At 70.1% G+C, this 18,732-nt stretch carries 16 protein-coding genes and 1 other RNA gene; 12 read left to right on the plus strand and 5 right to left on the minus strand.

Features of this window, described 5'->3' with window-relative positions; translation table 11 throughout:
* Positions 1-88 precede the first annotated feature (88 nt).
* The 4 genes from ABIC70_RS19460 (at position 89) to ABIC70_RS19475 (ending at position 3,745) form a co-directional block, all read left to right on the plus strand.
* A complete protein-coding gene (locus ABIC70_RS19460; RefSeq protein ID WP_354440688.1) occupies positions 89-1,978 on the plus strand; it encodes a methylmalonyl-CoA mutase family protein in 1,890 nt (629 codons plus the stop codon).
* A 40-nt stretch (positions 1,979-2,018) separates the two neighbouring features.
* Entirely contained in the window at positions 2,019-2,393 is a 375-nt protein-coding gene (locus tag ABIC70_RS19465; protein WP_043378588.1) for a hypothetical protein, read from the plus strand.
* A 135-nt stretch (positions 2,394-2,528) separates the two neighbouring features.
* Positions 2,529-2,978: a hypothetical protein gene (locus ABIC70_RS19470; protein WP_354440690.1), complete on the plus strand. Its 450-nt coding sequence runs from the start codon at positions 2,529-2,531 to the stop codon at positions 2,976-2,978.
* Positions 2,979-3,025: 47 nt separating this feature from the next.
* The gene (locus ABIC70_RS19475; protein WP_354440692.1) at positions 3,026-3,745 is read left to right on the plus strand and encodes a glutathione S-transferase; all 720 of its coding nucleotides are present in this window, start codon (positions 3,026-3,028) and stop codon (positions 3,743-3,745) included.
* Between the two features lie 10 nt (positions 3,746-3,755).
* On the opposite strand, the gene ABIC70_RS19480 is transcribed toward ABIC70_RS19475, so the two are convergent.
* Together ABIC70_RS19480 and ABIC70_RS19485 are read right to left on the minus strand one after the other, a co-directional pair.
* A complete protein-coding gene (locus ABIC70_RS19480) occupies positions 3,756-5,513 on the minus strand; it encodes a bifunctional protein-serine/threonine kinase/phosphatase (protein ID WP_354440694.1) in 1,758 nt (585 codons plus the stop codon).
* Positions 5,510-7,048, minus strand: coding sequence for a YifB family Mg chelatase-like AAA ATPase (locus tag ABIC70_RS19485; RefSeq protein ID WP_354440806.1), 1,539 nt, complete (start codon positions 7,046-7,048; stop codon positions 5,510-5,512). Before ABIC70_RS19485 ends, ABIC70_RS19480 begins: the two co-directional genes overlap by 4 nt.
* 146 nt (positions 7,049-7,194) lie before the next feature.
* Here ABIC70_RS19485 and ABIC70_RS19490 point away from each other — a divergent pair, with 146 nt between their 5' ends.
* The 4 genes from ABIC70_RS19490 (at position 7,195) to ABIC70_RS19505 (ending at position 9,893) form a co-directional block, all read left to right on the plus strand.
* On the plus strand, positions 7,195-7,455 hold the full coding sequence (locus ABIC70_RS19490) for a PepSY domain-containing protein (protein WP_043347585.1): 261 nt from the start codon (positions 7,195-7,197) through the stop codon (positions 7,453-7,455).
* Positions 7,456-7,496: 41 nt separating this feature from the next.
* Positions 7,497-7,595, plus strand: an RNA gene (ffs, locus tag ABIC70_RS19495) — signal recognition particle sRNA small type.
* A 35-nt stretch (positions 7,596-7,630) separates the two neighbouring features.
* A complete protein-coding gene (locus ABIC70_RS19500) occupies positions 7,631-9,496 on the plus strand; it encodes a DNA polymerase III subunit gamma/tau (protein WP_043378603.1) in 1,866 nt (621 codons plus the stop codon).
* Positions 9,497-9,569: 73 nt separating this feature from the next.
* Complete coding sequence (locus ABIC70_RS19505; RefSeq protein ID WP_043347589.1) at positions 9,570-9,893, plus strand: YbaB/EbfC family nucleoid-associated protein; 324 nt, start codon at positions 9,570-9,572, stop codon at positions 9,891-9,893.
* Between the two features lie 214 nt (positions 9,894-10,107).
* Here the strand turns inward: ABIC70_RS19505 and ABIC70_RS19510 are convergent, their stop codons facing one another.
* A complete protein-coding gene (locus tag ABIC70_RS19510) occupies positions 10,108-11,727 on the minus strand; it encodes a phosphoenolpyruvate carboxykinase (RefSeq protein WP_043378606.1) in 1,620 nt (539 codons plus the stop codon).
* Between the two features lie 403 nt (positions 11,728-12,130).
* Here ABIC70_RS19510 and recR point away from each other — a divergent pair, with 403 nt between their 5' ends.
* From recR to truA, 4 genes are all read left to right on the plus strand, one after another.
* Entirely contained in the window at positions 12,131-12,736 is a 606-nt protein-coding gene (gene recR, locus ABIC70_RS19515) for a recombination mediator RecR (RefSeq protein WP_053611458.1), read from the plus strand.
* 104 nt (positions 12,737-12,840) lie between these two features.
* Positions 12,841-13,356 carry a peptide deformylase gene (def, locus tag ABIC70_RS19520; RefSeq protein ID WP_043347596.1) on the plus strand — a complete coding sequence of 172 codons (516 nt, stop codon included), beginning with the start codon at positions 12,841-12,843 and terminating at the stop codon, positions 13,354-13,356.
* A 7-nt stretch (positions 13,357-13,363) separates the two neighbouring features.
* Positions 13,364-14,293, plus strand: coding sequence for a methionyl-tRNA formyltransferase (fmt, locus tag ABIC70_RS19525; protein WP_354440698.1), 930 nt, complete (start codon positions 13,364-13,366; stop codon positions 14,291-14,293).
* Complete coding sequence (gene truA, locus ABIC70_RS19530; RefSeq protein ID WP_287091277.1) at positions 14,293-15,054, plus strand: tRNA pseudouridine(38-40) synthase TruA; 762 nt, start codon at positions 14,293-14,295, stop codon at positions 15,052-15,054. Before fmt ends, truA begins: the two co-directional genes overlap by 1 nt.
* Here truA and dapE read toward each other — a convergent pair.
* Both dapE and ABIC70_RS19540 read right to left on the minus strand, forming a co-directional pair.
* Positions 15,036-16,214 (minus strand): succinyl-diaminopimelate desuccinylase, encoded by a 1,179-nt coding sequence (dapE, locus tag ABIC70_RS19535; RefSeq protein WP_354440700.1) that lies wholly within the window; start codon positions 16,212-16,214, stop codon positions 15,036-15,038. The two genes, truA and dapE, sit on opposite strands and share 19 nt — an antisense overlap.
* Positions 16,215-16,296: 82 nt before the next feature.
* Positions 16,297-18,642, minus strand: a complete 2,346-nt coding sequence (locus ABIC70_RS19540; RefSeq protein WP_354440702.1) for an amylo-alpha-1,6-glucosidase — start codon at positions 18,640-18,642, stop codon at positions 16,297-16,299.
* Between the last annotated feature and the right edge of the window lie 90 nt (positions 18,643-18,732).

Genomic DNA, 18,732 nt, shown 5'->3' on the forward strand with positions numbered 1-18,732 from the left:
AACCATCGGGCGATTGCCAGCGGCGGAGCGGCGTGCGAGGCAAACGCATGGAAGCGGTGCAGAAGACGCCGCGCTCTGGGACGTTCCGATGGAAGACACACCGCTCGCCGACCTCTTCGAGCCCGCAGACCGAGCGCGCTGGCTCGGCCTCGTCGAAGGCGTCCTCAAGGGCGCCGATTTCGAGAAGCGGCTGGTGTCGCACACGGCCGACGGCCTGCGGATCGAACCCCTCTACGGACCCGCCGCCCCGGCGGCCCAGCCGGTGCGTGAGCCGGGCCCCTGGCGCATCGCGCAACGGGTCGATCACCCCGATCTCGCCGCCGCCAACGCACAGGCGCTCATCGACCTCGAAGGCGGGGCCGACGCCCTCGTCCTGGCCTTTGCGGGCGCCGCGGGCGCTCGCGGCTACGGCCTGACCGCCGCGAGCGTCGAAGACCTCGACGCGGCGCTGAAGGGCGTGATGCTGCCCCTGATCGCCCTGCGGATCGACGCCGGCGGGCGCGGCCTCGAAGTGGCCCGGCTGGTGAGCGCGCTGGCGCAGCGCCGGGGCGAGGATCTCTCGACCTGCGACCTCGATCTCGGCATCGATCCGGTCGGCGTTCTGGCGGCGACCGGAAGCCTCGGAGCGGTCTGGAAGGACATCGCCCCCGGTCTCGCCGAGACCGTCGCGGAGCTGGAAGCGGCGGGTTTCACCGGCCGAGCCTTCCTGGCCGACGGACGGCCCTATCACGAGGGCGGTGCCGGAGAGGCGGCGGAACTCGGTGCTGTGCTCGCCACCGCCGTTGCCTATCTGCGCGCCCTGGAGGATGCCGGTCACGACCTCTCCACAGCCCGTGACCGCGTCGCGATGCTTCTGACGGCCGATGCCGACGAGTTCGTCACGGTCGCGAAATTCCGCGCGATGCGACGCCTCTGGGCCCGGGTCGAGCAGGCCTGCGGGCTCGATCCCAAGCCGCTACGGCTCCATGCCGAGACCGCGTGGCGGATGATGACCAAGCGCGATCCCTTCGTGAACATCCTCCGCACCGGCATGGCGGCCGCCTCGGCCGGCATGGGCGGCGCGGACAGCGTCGCGGTGCTGCCCTACACCCAGGCCCTCGGATTGCCGGACGCCTTCGCCCGGCGCGTCGCGCGCAACAGCCAGATCGTGCTCATCGAGGAATCGCATCTCGCGCGCGTCAGCGACCCCGCGGCCGGCGCCGGGGGATTCGAGGCCCTGACCGCCGAACTCGCCGAGGCGGGCTGGGCGGCGTTCCAGGCGATCGAGGCGGAGGGCGGCATCGTCGCCTCGCTCAGCGTCGGCAAGCTGCAGCGGCGGATCGAGCTGACCCGCGAGGCCCGGGCCAAGGCCGTAGCGAACCGCCGTGAACCGCTCACGGGCGCGAGCGAATTCCCCAACCTCTCTGAGAAGCCCGCGGCCGTCCTCGACGTGCCGCCCGTGGCCGGGCCGCGCGGGTCCAATTTCGGCGCGGGTTCGGCCGTCGCCTGCGACGCGCTGCCGTCCCTGCGCCTCGCGGAGCCCTACGAGGCCCTGCGGGACGCCTCGGATGCCTGTCTCGCCAAGACGGGCCGCCGGCCGGCGGTGTTCCTCGCTAATCTCGGCCCTGTGGCGTCGTTCAACGCCCGTGCGACATTCGCGGCCAACGCCTTCGCGGCGGGCGGGATCGAGGCGCTGTCGAACGAGGGCTTTTCCGACGCCGAGGCGGCGGCGGCGGCGTTCCGGGATTCCGGTGCCAGCTTGGCCTGCATCTGCTCCACCGACGCGATCTACGCCGAGCACGCCGTCGCGACGGCGGAAGCCCTGGCGAAGGCCGGCGCCGGTCCGATCTACCTCGCGGGCAAGCCGACGGACCTCGCCGAGCCGCTGAAGCAGGCGGGCGTGGCCGCCTTCCTGCATGTCGGCTGCGACCTGCTCGCCCTCCTCAACGCGGCCTTGCGCGCGGCCATGCGGGGTCCTGCGCCGCAGACCCCACGCTGAAAGGCGCCAATCCTCGCGAACCCGCCTCGTCCCGGATCCGATGACGTCTCGCTTCGCTCTCGCCCTGTTCCTCGCCGGCATGAGTCCCGCCGCCGCCGCGCCGCGCCAAGCGGCCCCGCCCGACCGGTTCGACGGCACCTGGAGCGTCGAGATCATCACCGAGACCGGGAGCTGCGACCGCGCCTATCGCTATCCGGTGCGGATCGAGAACGGACGGGCGCGCTTCATCGGGACCGCCTTCGTGGTCGAGGGCGGGGTGACCCGGAACGGGGCGATCCGGGGATCCATCTCGAACGGGGCCGCCACTGCCGACGTGCGGGGGCGGCTTGACCGGAACGGATTCGGAACCGGCACCTGGGTCGCGTCCGGCGCCCTCTCCTGCCGCGGTCACTGGAACGCCGAGCGGCGCGGCTGAGGCCGCGTGTGGCCGTCGCGAAACAGTCCGGATCTCGCCCTGAATCGGGCAGCTCGACCGTGCCGAAAGCCCCGATCCCGACGCAATCATGAGCGAGACCTGAACACCGTTCGGACACCCGACGAGGCCGCCCGCATGAAGACTTCGATCCTCGCCACCTTCGCTGTCCTCGCTCTCGTCTCGGGGGCCGAGGCGCGTCCTCACCGACTTCCGGCTGCGTCGAAAGTGAACACGGCGGAGGCCGAGAAGGTGCTGGCGCCGCTGCGGCAGGCCGCCACCGAATGCTTCGCCGACACGGTGCTGTCGAACCCGAAGGCGACCGCCGAGGCGCGGGCGGGCCGCTGGTACGAGGCCGTCGGCATCACCGGCTTCCTCTGCCGTCCGGAAGTCGCCGCGATGATCCAGGCTCATGACCGCCTGTACGGCGCGAAGACCGGCGAGCGTTATTTCAAGGGCGCGTACGTCAGGCATCTCGACCAGCAACTCGCCGAGCGGCTCCAGCCGATGTTCGCCCACAAGGCCGTCGCCAGCGCCGAGCCGCCGGTGGAGAAGGCCTCGGCAGAGGACTCGGCCGAGGGCAACTGAGCGGGAACCGTCCGGGCGTCCGTGTCTTCCCCGAGGCGGAGACGGCGATGCCTTACGAACTGCATTACTGGCCGATGATCCAGGGGCGCGGCGAGTTCGTCCGCCTCGCCCTCGAGGAAGCCGGCGCCGACTACATCGACGTCACCCGCCAGGATGACGAGGATGGCGGGATCGGTCCCATGCTCGATCGCCTGTCCGATCCCGGCAACCCGCGGCCGCCCCTGGCGCCGCCCTTCCTGCGCGATGGTGACACCGTCATCGGGCAGAGTGCCGCGATCCTGCTCTATCTCGGGCCGCGGCTCGGCCTCGTCAGCGCGTCGGAGCGCGACCGGATCTGGACCCATCAGCTCCAGCTCACCATCGCGGACGCGGTCGACGAGGCGCACGACACGCACCATCCCTTGGGTGTCGGCCTGTATTACGCGGATCAGAAGCCCGAGGCCCTGCGCCGGGCCGCGGAATTCCGCACCGAGCGCATCCCGAAATTCTTCGGCTATTTCGAGCGCGTTCTGGCGGGGAATGGCGGCGGCCGGCTCGTCGGCGCGGATCTGTCCTACGCGGACCTGTCGCTGTTCCAGCTCGTCGACGGCCTGCGCTACGCCTTTCCCAAAGCCACCGCCGCAGCCCTGCGCCCCAACCCGAACGTGGCGCGGCTCCACGAGACCGTGGCCCGGCGACCGCGGATCGCCGCCTATCTCGCCAGCGACCGCCGGATCCCGTTCAACGAGGACGGCATCTTCCGACGCTATCCCGAACTCGATCCCTGAGGCGCAGGCCTCACCGCCGCGGCCCGGCGATCAGGATCGCCGCGAGCGTCAGCGCGATGAGCCCCAGCACCAGCGACAGCAGGCGCCAGAACAGCAGCGGATCGCGCTCCAGCAGAGACGCCCGCCGTCCGTCCGTGAAGGCCGGATTGGGATGCCGCAGGTCGTGGACGAAGGCGGACACGGCCGTGTAGCGCCGCAGCGGATCGGGATGAACGGCCTTGCGAAGCGCCTCGTCGACCCAGACGGGAAGCAGCGGACGCACCGTGAGAGCCGACGTGTAGCGAAGCCGCCGTTGCGCCGCGCGCGTGCGCGCCCGCGGAATGGCGTCGCCGTACGGCAGCCGTCCCGTCAACATCTGGTAGGTGATGACGCCGACCGCGAAGATGTCGGACCCGGCATTGGCCGGCGCGCCGAGGAAGCATTCGGGCGCCGTGTACTGGACCGTGCCGAGGATCTCCGCAGGATCGATCCGCGGATCGCCCTCGACGACGCCCGCGACCGTCGTGGCCCCGAAATCGATGATCTGGATGGTCCCCGCGGTATTGATCAGGACGTTATCGGGCCGTAGATCCTGATGGACCATCTCCCGCCGGTGAAACGCCTGCACGCCCCGGGCGAGCTGCTCGACGAGGCCGCGCACCGTTTCCAGATCGGGGGTCGCGTGGTCTCGCATCCACTGGGTCAGGGTCTGGCCCTCCACGTAGCGCATGACCGTGTAGAGGTGGCTGCGGCGGCCGGCCCGGGGATGCGCCTTGAGCACGTGAGGATTGTCGATCCGCCGCGCGATCCACTCCTCCATCACGAACCGCATCCGCTGGGCCGGGTCGTCCCGCAGGTCCAGGGACAGCACCTTCAGGGCGGCCTGGGCACCCGTCTCCGCCTCGACGGCGAGATAGACGCGGCTGCGGGGGCCGGAATGGAGGATCCGCACGAGACGGAAGCCGTCGAGTTCGGCGGGCGGGTCGAGGAGGGGCGCGGGGTCCAGCCCCTCGGCCTCCCCGAGGAGATCCGCCGGCGCGCCGGCCGGTACGCTCTCGACCCGCACGATCTGGATCGTCAGGTTGTCCTGACTGCCGGCGGCCAGAGCTGCCTCGACGATCGCCCGCGCCGCCGCGTCGAGGGTCGCGGCTCGCGCGATCGCCGCAACCACGTCGCGGGGCCGGACATGCTCGTGGACGCCGTCCGTCGTCAGCACGAAGGTGTCGCCGGCCTCGATGCCGACGACGTGGTAGTCGATCTCCACACGGGCATTCGCCCCGAGGGCGCGGCCGAGATAGGATTCCGCTGCGGAGACGACGACGCGGTGGTCCTCGGTGAGCTGTTCGAGGGACCGGCCGGACACGCGCCAGATCCGGGCATCACCCACGTGGAAGAGGTGGGCCATGCGCGATTTCAGGACGAGGGCGTCGAAAGTGGTGACGTAGCCCCGGTCGGCATCGTTCGGATCGGCGCCGCGCCGGGTCTGGGCGTAGAGCCACGAATTGGCCGCCGCGATCACGCGCTGGGCCGAGGTCTTCACCGACCACGTGTCCGGCGTGGCGTAATAGTCGCTCAGGAAGCTCTTGACCGCGGTCTCGCTCGCCGCCGCGCCCACCGCGCTGCTGCTGATCCCGTCGGCGAGCGCCACCGCGATCCCCTTCAGACCCAGAGCGGGTTGAACCGGCACCAATATGCCGTTGAAGTCCTGGTTGGCCGCCTTGCGGCCGGCGCTGCTGTACTGGCCGATCGTGACCGTCAGATCGCCGGAGACGTCCGATCCGGTGCTCAAGCGGCGGCTGCCGCGCCCGCGCCGCGCCCGCGGTACGAGAGGGCCTCCGCGAGATGGAGCCGGCGCACCTGTGTCTCGCCGTCGAGATCGGCCAGGGTCCGGGCGACACGCAGCGTGCGGTGAAAGCCGCGTGCGGAGAGGCGCATGGTCTCGGCCGCCTGCCGGATCAGCGCCGTGCCGTCCGCGTCGGGGCTCGCGACCTCTTCGATGAGGTTGGCCGGACAGGTCGCGTTGGTGGTGGAATCCGGCAGGCCCCGCGCGGCATAGCGGCTCCCCTGCAGCGCGCGGGCCGCCGAGACCCGGGCCGCGGCCTCGCGGGAGCCCTCGGCCGGGGCCGGCAGGATCAAGTCGGCGGCCGTGACCGCCGGCACTTCGATGCGCAGGTCGATGCGGTCCAGCAACGGGCCGGAGATCCGCGCCTGATACTGCGCCATGCAGCGCTCGTTCGGGCCGCGGCGGCAGGCGTAGCCCGGCTCGAGGCCCTGGCCGCAGCGACAGGGATTCATTGCGGCGACGAGTTGGAAGCGCGCCGGGTAGGTGACCCGGTGGTTGGCGCGGGCGATCATGACCGCGCCGGATTCCATCGGCTGACGCAGGCTGTCGAGAACCTGGGGCGAGAATTCGGGCAGCTCGTCCAGGAACAGGACTCCCCCATGGGCGAGGGATACCTCCCCCGGCCGCGCCCCAAGCCCGCCGCCCACCAGTGCCGCCATCGAGGCGGAATGGTGCGGCTGCCGGAACGGCCGTCGATTCGACAGGGCCCCATCCTTCAGCTCGCCCGCCACCGACTGAACCATGGAGATGTCGAGGAGTTCGCGCGGACTGAGCGGCGGCAGAATCGAGGGCAGGCGCGCCGCCAGCATGGATTTGCCCGAGCCGGGGGGCCCGTTCATCAAGAGGTTGTGGCCGCCGGCCGCCGCGATCTCCAGGGCACGCTTGGCGCCCTCCTGGCCCTTGATGTCGGCGAGATCCGGGAGCGGTCCCGCCAGCGCGGCGACGGCAGGCTCCGGCCGGGCCATGACCTGGCTGCCCTTGAAGTGATTGGCGAGCTGGATGAGCGAGCGCGGCGCGAGCACATCCAGCTCGCCTCCGGCCCAGGCCGCCTCCGGACCGGTGGAGGCCGGGCAGATCAGCCCGAGCCCCCGCTCCCCCGCCGCCATGGCGGCCGGCAGCACGCCGCTGACCGCCGTGATGCTGCCGTCGAGGGCGAGTTCGCCGAGCACGCAGTAGCCGGCGAGCGCGTCGGCCGGGATCGCGCCGATCGCCGCCATGACGCCGAGCGCGATCGGCAGGTCGTAGTGCGAGCCCTCCTTGGGCAGGTCGGCGGGCGCGAGATTGACGGTGATGCGCTTGGCGGGCAGCGCCAGTCCGGAGGCGATGAGCGCGCCGCGAACCCGCTCGCGGGACTCCGCCACCGCCTTGTCGGGCAGGCCCACGATGGTGAACACCACCGAGCCCGGGATGATCTGGATCTGCACGTCCACCGCCCGCGCCTCGATGCCCTCGAAGGCGACGGTGGCGACGCGGGTGACCATCGATGCACTGCCCTCGCCGCCATATTCCGGTGCGGCCAAGATGTGCGGCAGATTCGGGAGCGGCTCAAGGGGACCGCCACCGCGACGGAACTCCGGTGCCGCATTCCTGTTCAAAGCCGGAAACCCTCGACGGACTGGAGAAAGCCATGCGTCTGACCACGCCCCTCCTCGCCCTGACCCTGATCGCCGGCACCGGCCTCGCAGCCCACGCCGACGAGAAACTTCCTCCCGACCAGCAGGCCAAGGTCGAGGCGATGCTGAAGCAGGAGGGCTTCACCAAGTGGAAGGAGATCGAGCTCGACGACGGCATGATCGAGGTCGACGATGCGATTGACGCGAACGGCAAGCAGTTCGATCTGCATCTCGATCCGAAGACCCTGGCCATCGTGAAGCGCAAGGCCGAGTAGGCGGCGCTTGCGTTCGGCGAACGGCACGGCCATATAGCCGTCGGGGGGTTGGCGAGGGACGTTTCACTCGCCAACCGGGTCAGGTCCGGAAGGAAGCAGCCCTAACGAGACCGAGCGGGTCTTCGTCCAGCCTCCCACCTCATTCCCGCGCGCGGAAGCTCGATCCCGACACGGCATGGACGCTACGACCGGCACGCCTGACGACGAGCCGGGCCTGCCCGGGTTTCCAGCGCCCGCCGTCGCGGCGACGCCCTACCGGGTGCTCGCGCGCAAGTACCGCCCCACCAATTTCGGCGACCTGATCGGCCAGGATGCCATGGTGCGCACCCTCGCCAACGGGTTCGCGGCCAACCGCATCCCGCAGGCCTGGATGCTCACCGGCGTCCGCGGCGTCGGCAAGACCACCACGGCCCGCATCTTGGCCCGCGGCCTCAACTATGCCCGCGCCGGCCAGCCCGACACCGGCCCGACCGTGTCGATGCCGGAACTCGGCCTCCACTGCGCGGCGATCATGGAATCCCGGCACATGGACGTGCTGGAGATGGATGCCGCCTCGCATACCGGCATCGACGACGTGCGGGCGATCATCGACGGCATCCGCTACGGGCCGGTCTCGGCGCGCTACAAGGTCTACATCGTCGACGAGGTCCACATGCTCTCCGAGAAGGCGTTCAACGCCTTCCTGAAGACGCTGGAGGAGCCGCCGCCCCACGCCAAGTTCGTGTTCGCCACCACGGAGATCCGCAAGGTTCCGGTGACGATCCTGTCCCGCTGCCAGCGGTTCGACCTGCGCCGGGTCGAGGCGCCGACCCTGCATGCGCATCTCGCGAAGGTCTGCGCGGCCGAGGGCGTCTCCGTCGAGGACGAGGCTCTCGGCGCCATCGTCCGCGCCGCGGAAGGCTCCGTGCGCGACGCGCTCTCGCTCCTCGACCAGGCCATCGCCCACGGCGCAGGCACGATCACCGCGCAGAGCGTGCGCGACATGCTGGGCCTCGCCGATCGCGCCCGGATCCTCGACCTGTTCGAGGCGGTGATGCGCGGCTCGGTCCCGGCCGCCTTTGCGGAATTGCGGGCGCAGTACGATTCCGGCGCGGACCCGTCGGTGGTCCTCTCCGATCTCGCGGCGTTCACGCATCTCGTCACCCGGCTCAAGGTGGTTCCGGAGACGGCCGCCGACCCCACGCTCAGCGAGACGGAGCGCGTCCGCGGGGCGGAATTCGCCGAGAAGCTCTCGATCCGCGCCCTGTCGCGGGCGTGGCAGATCCTGCTGAAGGCGATCCCCGAGGTTCAGGCCGCACCCCGGCCCCTCGCGGCGGCCGAGATGGCGATCGTGCGCCTCGCCTACGCGGCCGACCTGCCCACCCCCGACGAGGCCTTGCGCCAGCTCAAGGCCGAGGCAGCCGCTGCGCCCGCGCACGAGCCCCCTCCCGTGCCGGCGCGGCCGCCGCTGCCGCCGATCCCCGACCTGCGTGGCGGCGGCTCCGCGGCGCTGGCCGCCGCACCCCGGACGGCGACGGCGGTGCCGGCGCCTATGACAGCGCCGACCGCCATGAGCGTGCCGTCTCCGAGACCGGTGCCCGCAGCCCCCCCGGCGCCGCGTCTTGGGCGATTCGAAGACCTGATCGCTCTGGCCGACGCCAATCGGGACATCCTGCTGCGCACCGCGCTGGAGCGCGACGTGCATCTGGTGCGCTTCGAGGAAGGTCGGATCGAGTTCCGCCTCGCCCCGGGCGGCCGCCCGAGCCTCGCCACCGATATCGCCGCCGCCATCGACCGATGGACCGGGCGGCGCTGGTCGGTGGCCCTGTCGAAGGAAGAGGGCGCGCCGACCCTCGATGCAGCCGCCCGGGCGGCGACTGAGACGCGCCGCGAGAACGCCGCCGCCGACCCCTTCGTGCGCGAGGTGCTGACACGCTTTCCCGGGGCTGAGATCGTCGATGTGCGCGAGACCGCGCCCGAGGCCCTGCCCTCCGCCGAGCCGGACGTTCTCGCGGACGGCGATGCCGCGCCGGTCGGCGAGGCCGAGGATGACGACGCCTGACGCGCGCCCGACCGACGGTGGCGCCGGAGCCGCATCATACCCAGATCAGACGGGGAAACGGAAAGAGAGCCGCATGCGCGACCTGATGGGCATCATGAAGCAGGCTCAGGCCATGCAGGAGAAGATGGCCAACCTGCAGTCCGAGATGGACGGGATCGAGGTTACCGGCGCCTCCGGCGGGGGATCTGTCCGGGTGACGATGACGGCCAAGGGCCAGATGACGGGCGTCAGCATCGACCCGTCCCTGATGGTGGCGGACGAGCGCGAGATCCTCGAGGATCTGATCGTGGCGGCCTGCAACGACGCCCGCGGCAAGGCCGAGGCGACCATGCAGCAGCGCATGGCGGAACTGACCAAGGATCTGCCCCTGCCGCCCGGGATGAAACTGCCGTTCTAGGTCGGTCTATTGCCGTTCATCCCGTCCCCGATCCGCATCCGGCGGTGCGGCCGCGCCATCGCGGAGACTTTCGGGGCTCGCGCGGCCGGCTGAAGGTCTCTTCGGCGGCCTCCGCGACCTTGCGGCACCTCGCGAGGCTGGCGCGGTTCGGACATGCGTGGGTCGCTCCGGCCCGATGAAGGCGGGCGGCCCCTCGGGCCGCCCGATCGCGTTTTCAGGCCGCGATCGCCTGAGCGGACGGCCCTGCGGCACGCACGTCGGCATCGACATGGGTCTCGAACCGCTTGAAGTTGTCGTCGAACATCTTCACCAGACGCGCCGCCGTCTCGACGAAGGCCCCCTTGTTGGCCCAGGTCTTCACCGGGGTCAGGATGTGCGGCTCGACGCCCGGCACGGAGACCGGCACCGCGAAGCCGAAATACGGGTCGCGGCGGAACTCGGCCTGGGCCAGGGAGCCGTCCAGCGCCGCACTCAGCAGACGGCGCGTGACCCGGATCGGCATGCGCCGGCCGGTACCGACGCCGCCACCGGTCCAGCCCGTGTTGACGAGCCAGCAATCGACACTGTGCTTGGCGATCAGGTCGCGCAGCAGGTTGCCGTAGGTGCTCGGGTGCCGCGGCATGAACGGCGCACCGAAGCAGGTCGAGAAGGTCGCCTCCGGCCCGGTCAGGCCGCGCTCGGTGCCGGCCACCTTGGCGGTGTAGCCCGAGAGGAAGTGGTACATCGCCTCGGCGCCGGTGAGCTTGGCGATCGGCGGCATCACCCCGAAGGCGTCGCAGGTGAGCATCACGATGTTCTTGGGATGCCCGGCCCGGCCGGTGGCGCTGGCATTCGCGATGAAATCGAGGGGATAGGCGCAGCGGGTGTTCTCGGTGAGCGAGGAATCGTCGAAATCCGGCGCGCGGGTGGCAGGATCGATCACGACATTCTCCATCACCGTGCCGAAGCGTTCGGTGGTGGCGTAGATCTCCGGCTCGGCGTTGCGCGAGAGGCGGATGGTCTTGGCGTAGCAGCCGCCTTCGAAGTTGAAGATGCCGGAATTCGACCAGCCGTGCTCGTCGTCACCCAGGAGCTGGCGGGAGGAATCGTTCGACAGCGTCGTCTTGCCGGTGCCCGAGAGGCCGAAGAAGATCGCCGAGCCGCCCTCCGCGTCGAGGGCCGCGTTGGCCGAGCAATGCATCGGCATCACGCCCTGGCCGGGCAGGATGTAGTTCAGATAGGTGAAGACCGACTTCTTCATCTCGCCCGCGTAGGCGGAGCCGCCGATCAGGACGAGCTTCTTCGAGAAGTCGATGGCGATCACGGTCTTCGACCGGCAGCCGTGCCGGGCGGGATCCGCCTGGAAGCTCGGCAGGTCGATGATCGTCATGTCGGGCACGTAGGACGCGATCTCGGAGCGGTCCGGCCGGATCAGCAGGTTACGGATGAACAGCGAGTGCCACGCGAACTCGGTGAACACCCGGGCCTTGACCCGGTAGGCCGGATCGGCGCCGCCGTAGAGGTCCTGGGCGAACAGCTCCTTACCCTCGGCGTGCTTCAGGAAATCCTGGCGCAGGGTCTCGAACTGCTCGGGCGTGATGGCACCGTTGTTGTCCCACCAGACTTCGCTCTCGGTCCCGGCGTCCCGGACCACGAACTTGTCCTTGGGCGAGCGGCCGGTGTGGCTGCCGGTGGTCGCCACGAGGGCGCCGCCGCGGGCGAGCTGGGCCTCCTTGCGGGCCAGCGCCTCCTCGTAGAGACGCGGCGCCTCGAAATTCCAGTGGACGGCCTTGAGGTCGCGGAAGCCGGTCGCCTCGGCGCCGTGGGCCGCGTTGTGATCACCGATGTTGGTCAAGATCGTATCTCCCGGGCCCCTGTTCGACCGTCGACGCGATTGTGCCGGACGGCTCCGCCGTCCGGGTTTGCCCGGGAGACGTCCGTGCGGTCGTACAGGACCGCCGCACGCAGGATCTCCGTTCCCGGCTGCTTCCCGTCTCTCCATCGAGTAGGCGGCGAAGCTTCGCTGTCATTATGGGCTCCGCCAGGGGCCCGCAACGTGGACAAACAGATTAGAGCACAGTTGTGGACTCAGGAACCCAAGTCTGTAAGCAGTTCCGTTCATCGCACAGCGTAACGCTAACGGCGGAGCGGCTCTGGAATACCCATATGCCGGACACGCACGCGTACACCCTTGCGCGCTGCCCGGCGGCGTCTATGCCCATCCGGACCTGACAGCCCCTTCCTCATCAAGAGGCACGATGCCCCAAGCCGTCGCCGGCCCCGAGATCGAACGCCTGATCCAGCTGCTGGCCCGCATGCCCGGCCTCGGACCGCGCTCGGCGCGGCGGGCCGCCCTCCAGCTCATCAAGAAGCGCGACACGCTGCTCGGCCCCCTCGCCGACGCCATGCGGGTGGCGGCCGACCGCATCATCGTGTGCTCGAGCTGCGGCAACGTCGATACGTCCGACCCCTGCACGATCTGCCGCGACGCGGAGCGCGACCCGACGACGCTCGTGGTGGTGGAAGATGTCTCCGATCTCTGGGCCCTGGAGCGCTCGGGCGCCGTGAAGGCGCGCTACCACGTGCTCGGCGGCGTCCTCTCGGCGCTGGACGGCGTGCGGCCGGAGCACCTGAACCTCGCGAGCCTCGTGGAGCGCGTGGCCCGGCCCGAGGTGACGGAGGTCATCCTGGCTCTCAACGCCACCGTCGACGGCCAGACCACCGCCCACTACGTCACCGAGTCGATCCGGCACTGCGACGTGAAGGTCACGCGCCTCGCGCACGGTGTACCGGTCGGCGGCGAACTCGACTATCTCGACGAGGGCACCCTGTCGGCGGCGATCCGCAGCCGCACGGCCTTCTGAAGGGCGATCACGCGGATCGAGCCGGTATTTGACCGGTCTTCGGCCGCATCCTATTCGACGCTGAGCCTGGACCCGTCCCGGCGCCTTCCCTGCCGGTTTCCGCCATGACCATCCGCCCGCTCGTCATCCTCCCCGATCCCGTCCTGCGCCTGGGTTCCGAACCGGTCGGCCCGATCACCGGCGAGATCCGCACCCTCGTCGCCGACATGTTCGAGACGATGTACGATGCCCCCGGCGTCGGGCTGGCCGCGATCCAGATCGGCGTGGCCAAGCGCGTGGTCACGATCGACACGTCGAAGGAGGAGGGCGTCCGCGACGCCCGGGTCTTCATCAACCCCGAGATCGTCTGGTCCTCTGAGGAAAGGCGGGTCTACGACGAGGGCTGCCTGTCGATCCCGGACTATTACGCCGAAGTCGAGCGTCCGGACCGGGTGCGCGTGAAGTTCCGCGACATCGACGGCAACGAGCAGGAGATCGAGGCCGACGGCCTGCTCTCCACCTGCATCCAGCACGAGATCGACCATCTGAACGGCGTGCTGTTCATCGACCATCTGTCGAAGCTGAAGCGCGACCGGGTGATCAAGAAGTTCACCAAGGCGGCCAAGCGCGACGCGGCCTGACCCGGCCATGCGCGTCGTCTTCATGGGCACGCCGGACTTCGCTGTGCCGACGCTCGCGCGGCTCGCGCAGGACGGGCACGACATCGTGGCGGTCTATACCCGTGCGCCGGCGAAGGCGGGCCGCGGCATGAGCCTGCGCCCCTCCCCGGTCCACGCCCTCGCCGAGACCCTCGGCGTGCCGGTTCTGACGCCCGCGACGCTGCGCACGCCCGAAGCGGCCGAGACCTTCGCGGCGCACCGGGCCGACGTCGCCGTCGTGGTGGCCTATGGGATGCTCCTGCCGCAGGCGATCCTCGACGCACCGAAGCACGGCTGCCTGAATCTGCACGGCTCCTTGCTGCCGCGCTGGCGCGGCGCGGCGCCGATCCAGCGCGCCGTGATGGCGGGCGATGCCGAGAGCGGCGTCGGCGTGATGCGGATGGAGGCGGGCCTCGACACCGGCCCCGTGGCCCTGGAGGCGAGAATACCCATCGCGCCAGGCATGATTGCGGGCGAGCTGCACGACGCGTTGATGCCCCTCGGCGCCGACCTGATGGCGCAGGCCCTCGTCCGGCTCGATGCGTGCACGCTGACGTTCACACCCCAGCCGGAGGACGGCGTCGTCTACGCGCACAAGATCACCAACGACGAGGCGCGGATCGACTGGTCCCGGTCGGCCGGTGAAATCGCCAATCGGATCAACGGGCTGTCGCCCTTCCCCGGCGCCTTCTTCGAGGTCGATCTCGGCAAGGGACCCGAGCGCGTGAAGGTGCTGCGAGCCGCCCCGGCAGAGGGTGCAGGCACACCCGGCACGCTGTGCGACACCGATTGCACCGTCGCGTGCGGCGACGGCGCCGTGCAGCTCATGGAGCTGCGACGCGCCGGGAAGGGCGGCAGCGCGAGCGGGGCCGAGTTCGTCCGCGGCGCCCGCCTGACGCCCGGCGCCCGCCTCGGCTGATGCCCCGCTACAAGCTCGTCATCGAGTACGACGGCAGCCCGTTCTGCGGCTGGCAGCGGCAGGCCGACGACCTCACTGTCCAGGGCGCGATCGAGACGGCGGTCACGCGCTTCTCGGGAGAGCATGTCCGACTCACCTGCGCGGGCCGGACCGATGCCGGCGTGCATGCCATTCATCAAGTCGCCCATCTCGACCTCGCCAAGGACTGGCGGACCGACACGGTACGGGACGCGCTGAACGCGCATCTCCGGCCACAGCCGGTGGCGGTGCTGTCCGCGGAGATCGTGCCGGAAAGCTTCGATGCCCGCCACTCGGCGATCCGCCGGCACTACCGCTACCGCATCCTCAACCGGCGCAGCCCCGCGGCGCTGACGCGGGCCCATGTCTGGCACGTGCCGTGGCCCCTCGATGTCGGTCTCATGCACGCCGCCGCCCAGCGCCTCGTCGGCCGCCACGACTTCTCGGCCTTCCGGGCCGCCGAGTGCCAGGCGAACAGCCCGATCCGCACGCTGGAGCAGCTCGACGTCGCCCGGGCTCCGATGGCGTTGCACGACGAGATCGTGGTGGCGACCGCGGCGCGCTCCTTCCTGCACCATCAGGTGCGGGCGATGGTGGGCACGCTGATGCTCGCGGGCTGTGGACGCCTCTCGGCGGACGACGTGGCCGACATCCTCGCTTCGGGCGAGAAGCGCCGGTGTGGACCGCTCGCTCCAGCCGCAGGGCTGACCTTCGTGGGCGTCGACTACGCGTTCGGGAAATAAGCCTCGAGCACCCGCTCGTAGATCGCCGTGAGCCGCTCCAGATCGGCGACAGCCACGCATTCGTCGATCTGGTGCATGGTCTCACCGACGAGCCCGAACTCGATCACCGGGCAGGCATCCTTGATGAACCGCGCATCCGAGGTGCCGCCGGTGGTCGAGAGCGTGGGCGTCAAACCGGTCTCCGCCCGGATCGCCTCGGAGATGAGATCCACGAAGGCGTCCGGCCGGGTGAGGAAGGCCGGGGCGTTCGAAGGCTGAAGGTCGAGGCTGAAGCGCACCGCGTTCCCGGCCGCCTGCTCCAGGCGCCTGCGGATCTCGGCCCCGAGAGTCTCGGCCGTCCAGTCGTCGTTGAAGCGGACGTTGAAGGTCGCCCGCGCGGTCGCCGGGATGACGTTGCTGGCCGGGTTGCCCACGTCGATCGTGGTGAATTCCAGGTTCGAAGCATCGAAATGCGCGGTCCCACGATCCAGCGGCTCGCCGACCAGCGCCGAGGCGAGGCGCAGCAGGCCCGGGATCGGGTTCTCGGCCTTATGGGGGTAGGCGACGTGGCCCTGCCGCCCCATCACGGTGAGCTTGCCGGTCAGCGACCCGCGCCGGCCGATCTTCATCATTTCTCCGAGCCGGCCAGGATTGGTCGGTTCCCCGAGCACGCAATGGTCGAACCGCTCGCCCCGCGCGCGCGCCCAGTCGAGCAGCTTCACGGTGCCGTTGACCGCAGGCCCCTCCTCGTCGCCGGTGATCAGGAAGGCGATGGATCCGGCGAAGCCGTCGCCCCGCCGCTCCAGGAAGGCGAGCGTCGCCGCCAGCATGCAGGCGACGCCGCCCTTCATGTCGGCGGCGCCCCGGCCGTACAGCATCCCGTCGGCCACCTCACCCGCGTAGGGTCCGTGGCGCCACGCGCCCTCGCCTTCCGGAACGACATCGGTATGGCCGGCAAAGACGAGGCAGGGACCGTCCCGTCCGATGCGCGCGTAGAGATTCGGCGTGTCGGGATAGCCGGGCTCCGAGAAGACCGGCCGCTCGACGGCGAAGCCGGCAGGCCGGAGCGCGTCGGCGACAACGTCGAGGGCGCCCCGGTCCTCCGGCGTCACGGACGGGCACCGGATCAAAGCCTGTGCAAGGCGCAGGGCCGCGTCGGGGGCGTGATGATCAGCCGGCATGAACCCGTCCTCGGCGGCGTGACGTGCCGCGCGGCCCGCTTACCCCGAAGCGGGCCGCCCCGGAACTCCCGTGTGCCCGGCCCTACTTGGTCACCACCACCTGCACGTCGCCGTGGCGACGCTGCACCGAGACGGTGACATCGTCGTCGTAGCGCTGAAAGCGGAGATCCAGGCGCGAACCGCCGAGCTTGACGTTGTAGAGCGTCACACCGTCGAGGAACGCCGGGAGGATCGGGTTCTTAAGCCGGACGCGGTTGCGCTCGTGGTCGAGTTCGAGACCGAGGCAGGCCGCCAGGAAGGCGAAGGGCGCCGCCGCCGCCCAGGCCTGCGGGCTGCAGGCCACCGGATAGGAGACCGGCCCGCGCTGCTTGCGGCGCATGAAGCCGCAGAACAGTTCCGGCAGGCGCTTCTGGTCCTGGTAGAGCGAGGTGTCGAACATGCCCTGGAAGATGCGGGCGGCCTCGTGCTTGCGGTCGTAGCGCGCCAGACCCATCGCGATCAGCGCGTTGTCGTGCGGCCAGATCGAGCCATTGTGGTAGGACATCGGATTGTAGCGCGCCTCGCCCTTAGCGATGGTGCGCACCCCCCAGCCGTTGAAGCCGTCCTTGCCGAGCAGGGTCTCGGCGACCCGTGACGCCCTCTCGGGATTGGCGATGCCGGTGAACAGGGCGTGGCCCGCGTTGGACGAGCGCACCGCGCATTGCTTCTTCGCGCCGTCCAGGGCCAGGGCGTAGGTGCCGATCTCCTCGTTCCAGAACGCCGCGTCGAAGTTCTCGCGAAGCGCCACGGCTTCCTGCGTGAGACGCTCGGCCATCGGGTCGTGCCCCAGCAGAGCCGAGAGCTTCGCCATTCCGTTCTTGGCCGCGTAGACGTAGCCCTGCACCTCGCAAAGGGCGATCGGGCCCTTGGCCAGGTGACCGTCGGTGTGGAAGATCGAATCGTGGCTGTCCTTCCAGCCCTGATTCTCCAGGCCCTTGTCGGTGTCGCGGGCGTACTCGACGAAGCCGTCGCCGTCCCGGTCGCCGTAACGGTCCATCCATTCCAGGGCGAGTTCCAGCGCGGGCCAGATCGCCCGAACGGTGTCGAGATCGCCCGTGACGGCGTAGTACTCCCAGGCCAGCATCACGAAGAGCGGGGTGCCGTCGATGGTGCCGTAATAGTGCCGGAACGGCACCTCGCCGAGCATCGCCATCTCGCCGCGCCGGGTCTCGTGCAGCACCTTGCCGGGCTGGGCGTCGGCGGCCGGATCGACCGCCTTGGCCTGCGTCGAGGCGAGGTAGCGCAGCACGCCCCGGGCGAATTTCGGGTCGATCCAGAGCGCCATCATCGCCGTGATGATGCCGTCGCGGCCGAACACCGTGGAGTACCAGGGGATGCCGGCGAAGGGGTAGATGCCCTCCGGGGTGCGGCTCGCCAGCATGTAGAGGTCGGCCGTGGCCCGGCACAGGCCCTCGTTGAACTGGTCGTTCGACGAGATGATCGTGGTGATCCCGGCGGTGAGGCTCCGGAGATCGCGCCGCGAGTCGCGATACGCGCGGGCGAAGATTGTGCCCTCGGCGAGGTCCTTCGGCTCGCGCCGGGCGCCTCCGGCATTGGCCGCGAGCGTCAGTTTGGCGGCCGCGTCCTCCCCGACCATCGTGTCGGTCGGCGGCTTGGTGAAGGCCCGGTGCGCCTCGAAGGTCACGCGGATGAACAGCGAGGCCCGGCCCTCCGGCGGGAGCGAGACATCAAAAACCACCTTGCCGGGTTCGATCGAGTTGGGCTTCGGGCCGAAATGCAGCGCCGTCGTCCGGACGATCTCGTCCAGGCCGACATAGCGGAACTGCACCTCCCGATCGCTTGCCACCAGGACGCCGCGCTTGCCGCGCTCCTGGCGGTCGGTCCCGCGGACTTCGAACAGGTCGCGAAAATCCGCGTCGAACGTCACGACGATGCGCAGGCGGCGGTGCTTCGAATCGTAGGAGCGCAGACCGATCCGGTCGTAGCAGGCCCCGCGGAACAGGAACTTGGTGCGCTCGATGGCGATCGTCTCGCGCGGGATCGAGGTCTCGTCATGGGCATCGAGACGGATGTCGGGCGTCGTCATGTCGACGCTGAGCGCGCCGTTGTCGTCCTGCATCACCGAGGAGAGCATCAGCGGGCGCTGACCCTCCACCGTCACTTCCAGACGCGACAGGTAACGCGTGTCCTGGAAATACAGGCCCTCCGGGCCGGGCTGGACGCCGATATCTCCGTAGGAATCGAGAACGCCGAAGGCCTCGCCGAACTTCAGCGAGCGGAGTGGCCGCTCCACAAGCGAGGTGTGCGCCTCGATGTGATAGGTCGGCAGGACGTCGTCCGCGTCCTGGAAACCGTGCGCCACGCTTCCGGCGCTCTCCGCGGTCCGGGCCTTCGCATCGTGGGCCGCTGCCGTGTTGTCCGCCGCCATGCAGGGCATCTCCGGGTGCAAGTGAGAGGTGCGAATCGAGAGGGCTGCCGCATCCATTCGATGCGGCAGCCCCTGTTCATCCTACGGATG

Origin of the sequence: Methylobacterium sp. 1973 (assembly GCF_040545035.1) — a bacterium.
Taxonomy (GTDB): Bacteria; Pseudomonadota; Alphaproteobacteria; order Rhizobiales; family Beijerinckiaceae; genus Methylobacterium; species Methylobacterium fujisawaense.